Here is a 10399-nt window from a genome sequence, read left to right on the forward strand (position 1 = left end):
CGTATCGTTGGTGGAATTGAAATTTAAAATTTTAATGCTGTAAAAGAAGTAATGCGATAAATATTCAACTATATGTTCATGTTGATGAAAAACGGAAAAATTAGGGTTGCAACCGCGTGAAATCTGATAAAAAAAATGTAGTAAAGACGTTGTCCAATAACGCCATGTTCATGACCGCGTTTGAAATGATAGTAAGGTATGGATTGGCTATTATTGTTCTGCCGATAGCATTAGTTAAATTTGAAAGTGCAGAACTGGCTTACTATTTGTTTATCAGCACTTTGGTAGCGCTTGCCTTTCTTGCAGATAGTGGTTTTTCCCAAACTATAATACGCGCCGCATCATATTTTCGAGCTGGCGCCAAAAAAATACCTAACAGAATTACCAGTCTAGACAGTCAGTCGAGTGAGGCGGGTGTAAATTGGCATGCCCTGGGCCGTCTAGTTGCAACTAGCAGTCGTATCTATAATGCGGTGAGCATTGCTGCAACTATATTACTGCTCACTCTCGGTATTTTCGCTGCGACTAATGTAATTAGTCAGCAAAGCAACAAGATCACTGCTTGGATTACCTATTTTTTGATTGTATTTTTATCAATATTTCTTCTTCAGGTTTCTCGTTGGACAGCTTTGATGCAGGGGTTGAATCAGGTCGCCACAGCGAAGCGGATTGAGTTTATATCGGGCATTGCTAGATTGTTTGGTATAGCCACTGCGATCTTTGTAGGATCAGGGGTGTTGGGTGTAGTGAGTGTTATGCTAATTGCGGCCATGGTGACGACTTATATTATGAGATCGTTCGTTCTTCAAACGATGCAAGACAACGGTTTGGAAAAAAAGGATCTATATGTTTATGATAAAGAGATGTTTATGGAATTGTGGCCATCAACCTGGCGTATGGCTGGAATTTGTTGGGGCGGTTACTTAATATATTACGGGACATCTCTGATCATCTCGCAGATACCAGATGCCAAACTGATTGCATCTTATTTGCTGACGTTTCAAGTAGTAACGTTGTTGTACAGGTTTTCCACATCACCGGCGATGGCTTTTCAGCCACAACTTGCGGCAGCCATGTCCAGCGGCGATTTGAAAAAGGTGCAATATTTTTCTCTGAAAATAATTAAGTTGGCTTTCTTATTGTATATCAGTGGAGGCATCATAACGTATTTCTTTGCTGAGGATATGTTGTTTCTTATAAAGTCTAAAACGCACTTGATCAGCAGCGATATATTTTTGTTGATGCTGGTGATGTATTTTTTTGAATTGCAGCACTCGATACATGCTGGAATCTACCTAAATAGTAATCATGTTCCATTTTTAATCCCTTCTATTATCTCTGGTTTTTCGATTATGATATTCGGATTTCTTTTCATGAAATCTTATGGCATATATGCTGTGGTATGGTCACAACTTTTAGTTCAGGCATGTTTTAATAATTGGTATCCTGTAGTTCTGTCTCTTAGACTACAAAAAATGCCTTTTAAAATTTATGTGAAGAATATTTTTCATTTCCGATTTGGAACTAATTTATGAAAAAAAATCCAAAAGTAAGTATTTGCATTCCAACATTTAATCGCATGCAATATTTGACTCAGACGGTACAGAGTGCATTAGACCAGGACTATGAGAACATCGAAGTATTAGTATCGGATAATTTTTCTTCTGATAACACTGAAGAGTTGATGAAGCAATTTTCTTCAGATCCTAGAGTAATATATAACAAAAATAATTCCAATATTGGCATGGTTTTGAATTGGAGAAAATTATTGTATGAGATGGTTAGCGGTGACTGGTTCATCCTGCTTTCTGACGATGATTATTTCATAGATCACGCTTATATTTCAAAAGCAGTAAAGCTACTTGAATCAAATATTGACATGAACGCCGTATATGCCAGTGGGTATATCAGTAATACCAACGGCGATGTCATGAAAGAAATGACGATACCTTATGATGAGGTGGAGAGCGGGAAAAATATATTTCTTAAAAAATATACTGTGGTACCGCAAGAATTCACGCTGTGCAATATAATTTTTAACGTCGAGAAGTCCAAAGATTTAAAGGCATTTTCGGATTTAAATAATCTTTATTGTGATTCACAGTTATTTTCTGAAATGTGTCTCTCTGGCAAAGTAGGCGTTATTAAAGATTATGTTTCTGTCTATAGGTATCACCCTGGCAACTTGGTCACGAAAAAACGCACCTTTGAAGAATTGGTCGCAATTTGTCAAGTATATTTTTCTCCTTATCGCATCGCGTCCGCTAGTTCAGTCATAACATCTATCGAACTTGCCAAATGGGATGTGAAGCATTTGCGCCCGGCAATTAAGTCTGTCATTCTCCACATCTCGGCTGATCATGCCGACCAATTTGAGGACGGCTATAAGAGGATAAAAGAATCAGCACCATATAGTCTGACCGTATATTTCACGGACCCTAAATTTTTGCTGAAATATCTTATCACAAAAAATAGATTTTTATATTCGTTGATTTTGAAACTAAAAAAGAAATTTAGTGGAAGTGAGAAATAATTTTGAAAACAATTTGCTTTTATCTACCTCAATATCATCCTACCGAAGAAAATAATAAATGGTGGGGGCAGGGCTTTACTGAATGGACGAACGTAACAAAAGCGACACCGCGCTTCCGCGGGCATTATCAGCCCCAGTTGCCATCGGAACTAGGTTTTTATGATTTGCGCTTAGAGGAAACAAGGGTTGCACAAGCTGCTCTCGCCGCAGAGTATGGCATTGGTGGGTTTTGCTATTACCATTATTGGTTTTCTGGAAAATTAATGCTGGAACGTCCATTGCTTGAAATGCTCGAGTCTGGAAAACCGGATTTTCCTTTCTGCTTGTGTTGGGCAAACGAAAAATGGATACGTAGTTGGGATAACGAAACACAGGAAGTGTTATTGGATCAGACCTATAATGACCAAGAACACTTGGCTCATATTCAGTGGTTGATGCCTTTTTTCAAGGATAGTCGTTATATTAAGGTTAATGGAAAACCTGTATTGTTAGTTTATCGAGTTGACGAAATTCCTAATATTGTCGAAAAACTTAATATATGGAGAAAATATGCGGTCAACCGAGGCTTACCTGGGCTTTATCTATGCGTAGTAAACAATTATAAAAACACGCTGCCGCCTGAAAAACTCATTGGATATGGTTTTGATGCTGTGGTTGATTTTCAGCCGAATGCACGAGACTTTCCAAGTCGTAAAAAAACAAATTTTGTAAAATATATCTTGCCAAGAATATTAAATAAAGCCGGCGAGGCATTGCGGATTAAAAATTTCCGGAAATTTTCTGTTACTGACGAATATTCATATGGTGGAATAATTAATAAAATTTCGCAAAAAGAAGCTACGGGTTATCGGGTTTTCCCAACCGCATTTCCATCTTGGGATAATAGCCCACGAAAAAAAGTAAATGCCACCGTATTACAAAATGAAGATGCGGAACTTTTCAAAAAATTTCTTGAAATTTCTAAGAAAAAGGTTAGTTTGTACCCAAAGCAAGAGCAAATTGTCTTCATTAATGCCTGGAATGAGTGGGCCGAAGGGTGTCACCTCGAACCTGATTTCAAGCATGGGCGAAAATTTCTTGAAGTTGTCAATGCAGTATTTACTGATAAATAATGAATTCAATTTCAGAAAAAAATATTTCTCCCCTCGTTTATATCATTATTCTTAATTGGAATGGTTGGGCTGATACAATAGAATGTCTGGAAAGTGTTTTTAAAAGCAATTATACCAACTTTAAAGTAATTGTTTGTGATAACTACTCCTCAGATTTTTCGGTGCAGAATATCGTCAAGTGGGCTCAAGGGAATCTATATCCAAATATTTCTGATACTAATAAGGTAGCCGAGCTTTCAAAACCATTTCAGAATAAACCTATCTCCCACGTAGTATATGATAGAGCACAGGCTGAAGATGGTGGATTTTTCGGGCAAGATGTTGATCTTGTTATTATTGAAACTGGTGGTAATCTTGGTTTTGCTGGCGGTAATAATGTAGGCATCCGTTATGCACTGGCAAGGGATAATTTTTCACATATTTGGTTGCTAAACAATGATACTGTTGTAAAGCCCGATGCACTTTCCGCTTTGGTGTCGCGTATGCTTGATGTTCCTGCGGCTGGCATATGCGGATCTACTCTTTTATATTATGATCGGCCCGATGTGGTGCAGGCATTGGGCGGTGCGACATATAATCCTTTGTTGGCCACGGCTAATGCCATCGGTGCTATGCGCCAATTTGATCCAAATGTGGCTGAAGAGGACATAGATAAAAAGATCGATTATGTTATTGGGGCCTCTATGCTTGTCACAAGGAAATTTATAAAAAAAGTCGGATTAATGTGCGAAGATTACTTTTTATATTATGAAGAAATAGACTGGGCATATCGGGGACGTCGATATTTTTCAGAAATTTATGCTAAAAAATCTATTGTTTATCATAAAGAAGGAGCAAGTATTGGCTCTAATAGCAATGGGGCAAAAAGAAGTAAGATTTCTGACTATTATGGAATTATTAATCGGTTAGAGTTCACGAAAAATAATTGTCCTATATATTATCCTTTTGTCTATTTTACTTTAATTGGAGTATTGTTCAACCGACTTAGAAGAAAACAGTTTGATCGGGTGAAAATGATATGGCATATAATTTTGCTTAGAAAAAATATAGATGTATGAGGAAGTGAAAAACTAGACAGGCGGGAGGAATTTCGAGCTGCGAAGAATGGAAGATAAGACGGAGAACAGCCATTGTTTGAAGAATACAAGTTGTCACCATCATATATTAATAATTCACAATATGCTTTGATAATGAAGCGTTGGCAAGTGCTGCAACACAATTTGGTGCCGGAATTGAGTCCGTAATGTACAGCAATGCGGCGCGCTCACGCCGAAATTGGAAAAGCTCGTGCACATGATTGGTTTGCATCGAAAATTATCGATGCAGGCGCGACTGAGAATCAGTTGCAAGCCGTAGAGCGAAGGCGTTCCTTGTGAGAGCGGTGCTCGAGCTATTCACGACTAAGGCATTGATAGCATGACGCACGATGGCTCGTGGATTCAATTGGTTATATGGAATCTCGACGTGAAAGCAGGCGCTAACGAAACAGCCTTCTCGCGTGCATTTCGCGAATTTGCGTAAGCTAAATTGGCGGAACACTTGCATGAGGTGTTGGTCGATGATTACCTGGGTGATACGCTAACTATTGACCATATTAGCCGTGATTGGAGCGCGAAAGAAACGGACGGGAAAATTGCCGCCTGCAATAGAAGACAATAGCAAGAAAGCGTGCTGGGGCCGTCCCCAAAAAGGTGAGGAGCGTCCGGCAGTGCAGCAGCGGACGCAAACGCTGCCAGCGATGTTGAACGATTTGTCTAGAGTCAGCGACCGAGCATGAAGTGTAATGCACAGAATTACAAAAGATAGTTAGAACGGTTACAAGTTGCATATTGATATCGCGGACTGTGGTATGCACGCTGAGCTTGCTGTTAACTAGTGCCTTGGTGTGCAAGAATCAAATGTCGACGCCGACTGCAGCACTGGCGACGTGATGGGTGCGGCAGGTATTGCATCTGATCTGGTGCATGAATATAGCCGCAGTCTGGGCTATGGACCGTTGATCGACCATAATCCGCGCGGCGAAGAAAGGCTTGAAGTTGAACCGACTGACGTCGTCCGCTACAAGGAATCCACCCCGGGTTGGGCTGATCAACGGTCTGCTGAAAGATGAGTTCGGAGGGCACAACGTCGTTTTGCACGGTCCCGACAGATTGATGTGACACTCGATGTTCGGCATGCTGGCATTAGGGCAGAATAGTTTACGCGCCTGTTTTATATGCAATGCAATGGTATGTCAAGCAGGTTGAAAAGCAATGGTTGTAAGGGGCAACCGGCGCAACCACAGATGCAATCGTTTGAAAGTGGTATAAAGGGACGACATAGGTCACTTCAATATGAGAATTTAGCAGCATCAATCACAAAAAATGCCTAAAGCGGCGATTGGCTATGGTGGCGATCTGGCATACTGAGAGTTTTACAAGAGGCTGATTTCAAAAAAATTATAAAATATTGGCGCAGCGGTTTTTTCATTATAAATTATCGCCGTTTTATATGTATTAAATTATTGAATTTTATATAAAAGCGAGCTATATATTATTGCTATATCAGTATGTAATTTTTTTTGGGTAAATATGAAAAAATTTTTATCAAAATTTAACAATGAATTAGGAAGTATTTGGAGTTCTGGTGGATATTAATAACTTTATCATATTTTTCAGTTCCTTTGCAATGTTTTCGGGGACATATTTTATATGGTTTAGTCGATATAATGTCCTTGCACATTTAAATTTGGGTGTGTTATTTGTCGCCTATTTTGTTCCATTAATGTTAACAAGTACATTGGAGACATTTCCCGAAAAATTGGTAAGTATGTATACCATTATTATGGCATTGGGTGCTATTTTTTATGTCTGTGGACTTATAGTTGGTGCTAGATCAAATATTTTTGAGAAAATACTTAAGAAGCCAATTTTTGCAAAAGATGAATTTTATGACCTTTCTAATTTTAAGCATAATGTAATTTTTCTCATGGTATTCATAGCTCTATTTGTGACGGCATTAAGTTGGGCGTATGTGGGAATGATACCAATGTTTGCCTCGGATCCGATTTCCGCAAAATTTTTCAAGGGGGAGTATTATGAGGCATACTCAAAAATAGCACTTCCATACCGATTAGCACAAACAGTTTTAATTACTCTCTTCCCTATCGTTGTTACTTTATGGGTTTTAACTAAAAAAAATGCATTTTTATTTTGCATCATTTTAATTGTCTTATTTTTCTCATTTGCACTAACTCGTGGATTAGTTTTATCAGGAATTATTACTTTAGTGGCAATACTTTCGACAAGGAAAAGATTTAATACAGTTATTTTTATAATTATATATATTATTATATTTAGTTTTGGTAGTGCTATTTATTATATTTATAGTGCAATGACGGGAGTGGCGATATTTTTTTATTCGCAAGACTCTACTGTTTGGTCGATTATTGCATCAGGAGCACCGGATATATCCGATCAATTGCAACTTTTGAATGCATTTGAGGATCACGGTCAATTTACATTAGGTCGAACATTTTTCGGCGGATTGATACCGAGTCAATTTTATTGGAATCCATCGGCCTGGTCTCTATATATCTTAAATAATACTGATAATATAAATGATATTGCATCGGGCGGACTTAGAGTACCTGTTGCATTGTGGGGATATTTTTCTTTTGGCTGGGTTGGAATCGCAATTATTCCTTTTTTATCCGGGCTAATTTTTGGGGCATCAACAAAGTATATTAAAAAATTTATTACTTCCGAAAATTCATTGAAATCAATTTTGGCATTGTCTTTTTATAGTATAGTACTAAGTTTTTTTGGGACTTTTTACACAATGAGTATGTATAATATTCCAGCATTCTTTATATTAATTCTATTGATATATCGATTTTCATTTCTAAAATAAATATAAATTTCTAAAAAATATAATTTTAATAATTTTATGTAAATAAATATATAAATAAAAATTATAAATTTTCATTTATTTTTTATAAATAAGAACTGCTCTTCGTTATCTTAGGCTTTTGAAACTTCCTACACCGCCCGCCTTTTGCGGTGTACAGTTACATATTTTAGCTAGAATATGTATTCGCTTATGGCGATTTTTTCAGGCGTTTTAGGTTAAAAGCCTATTAATAATTTTTTGAAATGGTTAGTGTAAATGGTTTTTGTTAACGCGCGATTTCTTACTCAATCTATCACGGGCGTACAACGGTATGCTTTGGAGATTTGTCGTATTCTAAAGAAAATAGATTCATCCATTCGATTCGTGGCACCAAATAATATTATTCATCCTGCGTTAGCCGAAGAACTTGGTGTAGAAGTTATTGGACGGTTTACCGGCCACTTGTGGGAGCAATTAGAGTTACCTATATTTTTAAAGCGCAATGGATCACCATTATTATTTTCATTAGCCACAACCGCGCCTATATTCTATAAGCGAAAAATTGTAACAATACACGATTTGGCATTTCTACATTTCCCGGATGCTCATTCTTGGAAATTTCGCTGCTTCTATCGATTCTTGATTCCAAGAGTATTGCGCTCATCTTTGCATATTACCACTGTAAGTGAGTTTAGTAAAAATGATATTTCTATTAAATATAATATTCGAAGAGATAATATATCAGTAATTTATAATGCATCGTCTTTTGACCAGAATCCGAATGAGAATTTTGCTGTTAAGAATAATGTGATTCTTGCTGTTGGTTCAGTTCAGGCTTATAAAAATATTGAGACCCTTGTAGCTGCGTTTAATATATTTAAGACGCAGGTTGAACCAGGGTATGTGCTAAAACTAGTCGGAGGATTGAATAAAAATGTCTTTAAAGACGTTACTTTTGGGGAGATAATTAAGAAACAGGGCGATGATGTTAAGTTAACAGGTTATTTAACCGATACGGAATTGCATGAATTATATCGTTCATCGAAATGTTTTGTTTTTCCATCTCTATTTGAAGGCTTTGGTATACCACCCTTGGAAGCCATGGCTTGTGGATGCCCTGTTATTGCCTCTAATGCAACTAGTATTCCTGAGGTCTGTAAGGATGGAGCCTTATATTTCGATCCATACAATATTAAAGATCTTTCTGAAAAAATGATCAGTCTGGTGAATAATGATATATTGCAGAAGAAATTGATAGAGCGTGGTCTGGAAAATATTCAACGTTTTAGTTGGAATAAATCTGCTAATGTTGTTTATAAGTTGCTTAAAAAATTTGAATGACAAGAAGTTTATAAAAGTAAAAATTTATTTTTTGTATTTAAATATATTAGTTTTTATTAATAATATATATTTTTAAAGTAAATTTTTTTTATGATATTTGCAATATTGGATTAATTATGAGTATGACGGTCGGTTTAATCGTTCCAACTTTAAATGCAGGTGTTTCGTGGGGTGATTGGCTTAGGAAGGTTCAATCTCAAACTCATCGTCCTAATCGAATCTTAATCATTGACTCGTCATCAGATGATGAAACTGCAGTTTTGGCTAAAGCGATGGGGTGCGAAGTTTTAATTATTCCACGAAAAGAATTTAATCATGGGACTACCCGTCAGTTGGGGGCCAGTATTTTTGCAGATATGGATATTCTTGTTTATATGACTCAAGATGCTATGCCGGCTGAGAACTGCTCTTTTGAACGTCTACTTATTCCATTTTCTGATCCGGACGTTGCTGCGAGCTATGGACGACAATTGCCGAATATTGATGCAGGAAATATTGGTGCACATTCAAGATTATTTAATTATCCAGAGATATCGGCTGTACGCTCTCTTTCCGATGCCAAGAGCTTAGGTTTAAAAGTTGCATTCATGTCAAATTCTTTTTCTGCGTATCGACGAGTAATGCTAAACAGTATAGGTGGATTCCCAGACAATAATATATTCGGGGAGGATACTTATGTTGCTGCCAAATTATTGTCAGTGAAAAAAAATATTGCTTATTGTGCGGATGCTTTAGTATATCATTCTCACGATTATACTTATGCTCAAGATTTTCGACGTTGTTTCGATATTGGTGTTTTTCATTCGCGTGAACCATGGATGCTTCAGAAGTTTGGACGCGCTGAGGGAGAAGGAAAGAAATTTGTTATATCGGAAGTTAAGTTCCTTTTAAAAAAATCTCCATGGCTTTTACCTGATGCTCTTATCCGTACTTTATTAAAGTATGCAGGATATAAATTAGGTTTGTGCGAGAAAAATATACCGTTAAAAACCAAAATGAGGTTGAGTATGCATAAAGAATATTGGTTGAAATAATGTCAGGTGTTTATTATTTTCGTGCAATCATATTTTTTTGTGGTTGGTCAATTTTCCGACGGCGGGAACCTCGAATAACTCGAAATTTTAGCGCTGACAGCGAGCGCGGCTTTATACCGTTTTGTATGGAACTTGACGCCCGCTGCGATATTGGGTAACGCCGCCGGTGCATAATACGGCGGCACGCCAGGGATTCTGCGGCAGGTGCTGAAGTTTGGACATGCGCGGGTAGGTGCCCAGTCCCGTTTGATCATAAACGCGCTTTACAAATAGGTCCGGCTTCTTTTGCTGTCATTCTTTGAGCGCTTGGATGGGCGTTTTTTCCCCGATGGCCCGTTGCGGAATGTGGGGTAATCCCCCCATTTTTAGATTGCGCTAGAAGTAGAGGTTAAGTGTCAAGACCCGCCTGGTTATAAACACGTTTAACGAATAATTGTGGCTTTTTTGCCTGCCATTTCTTCATTGCCTGAATCGGCGTTTCGTTGTTGAGAGCACGCTGTGGGATGTTG

At 37.6% G+C, this 10399-nt stretch carries 7 protein-coding genes and 1 pseudogene; 7 read left to right on the top strand and 1 reads right to left on the bottom strand.

Annotation, left to right across the window (positions count from 1 at the left end):
* Positions 1–116 precede the first annotated feature (116 nt).
* From ACQ4WL_RS22415 to ACQ4WL_RS22445, 7 genes are all read left to right on the top strand, one after another.
* Positions 117–1535 carry a hypothetical protein gene (locus ACQ4WL_RS22415; RefSeq protein WP_436511726.1) on the top strand — a complete coding sequence of 473 codons (1419 nt, stop codon included), beginning with the start codon at positions 117–119 and terminating at the stop codon, positions 1533–1535.
* Entirely contained in the window at positions 1532–2533 is a 1002-nt protein-coding gene (locus ACQ4WL_RS22420; protein ID WP_436511727.1) for a glycosyltransferase family 2 protein, read from the top strand. Before ACQ4WL_RS22415 ends, ACQ4WL_RS22420 begins: the two co-directional genes overlap by 4 nt.
* Positions 2534–2535: 2 nt before the next feature.
* Positions 2536–3645 (top strand): glycosyltransferase WbsX family protein, encoded by a 1110-nt coding sequence (locus tag ACQ4WL_RS22425; RefSeq protein ID WP_436511728.1) that lies wholly within the window; start codon positions 2536–2538, stop codon positions 3643–3645.
* Positions 3645–4703: a glycosyltransferase family 2 protein gene (locus tag ACQ4WL_RS22430; RefSeq protein WP_436511729.1), complete on the top strand. Its 1059-nt coding sequence runs from the start codon at positions 3645–3647 to the stop codon at positions 4701–4703. The genes ACQ4WL_RS22425 and ACQ4WL_RS22430 overlap by 1 nt, the downstream gene beginning before the upstream one ends.
* Positions 4704–6270: 1567 nt before the next feature.
* Complete coding sequence (locus ACQ4WL_RS22435) at positions 6271–7536, top strand: O-antigen polymerase (protein WP_436511730.1); 1266 nt, start codon at positions 6271–6273, stop codon at positions 7534–7536.
* A 255-nt stretch (positions 7537–7791) separates the two neighbouring features.
* Positions 7792–8856 (top strand): glycosyltransferase family 4 protein, encoded by a 1065-nt coding sequence (locus ACQ4WL_RS22440; protein WP_436511731.1) that lies wholly within the window; start codon positions 7792–7794, stop codon positions 8854–8856.
* Between the two features lie 116 nt (positions 8857–8972).
* Positions 8973–9890 (top strand): glycosyltransferase family 2 protein, encoded by a 918-nt coding sequence (locus tag ACQ4WL_RS22445; RefSeq protein WP_436511732.1) that lies wholly within the window; start codon positions 8973–8975, stop codon positions 9888–9890.
* Positions 9891–10278: 388 nt separating this feature from the next.
* On the opposite strand, the pseudogene ACQ4WL_RS22450 reads toward ACQ4WL_RS22445, so the two are convergent.
* A pseudogene (locus ACQ4WL_RS22450) lies at positions 10279–10399 on the bottom strand (IS481 family transposase); the annotation flags it as partial.

This window comes from Janthinobacterium kochi (genome assembly GCF_051380715.1).
Lineage (GTDB): Bacteria > Pseudomonadota > Gammaproteobacteria > Burkholderiales > Burkholderiaceae_D > Janthinobacterium.

Coding starts and splice junctions, on each gene's coding strand:
- ACQ4WL_RS22420 (WP_436511727.1), top strand. CDS start 1,532: ATGAAAAAAAATCCAAAAGTAAGTATTTGCATTCCAACATTTAATCGC.
- ACQ4WL_RS22430 (WP_436511729.1), top strand. CDS start 3,645: ATGAATTCAATTTCAGAAAAAAATATTTCTCCCCTCGTTTATATCATT.
- ACQ4WL_RS22440 (WP_436511731.1), top strand. CDS start 7,792: ATGGTTTTTGTTAACGCGCGATTTCTTACTCAATCTATCACGGGCGTA.
- ACQ4WL_RS22445 (WP_436511732.1), top strand. CDS start 8,973: ATGAGTATGACGGTCGGTTTAATCGTTCCAACTTTAAATGCAGGTGTT.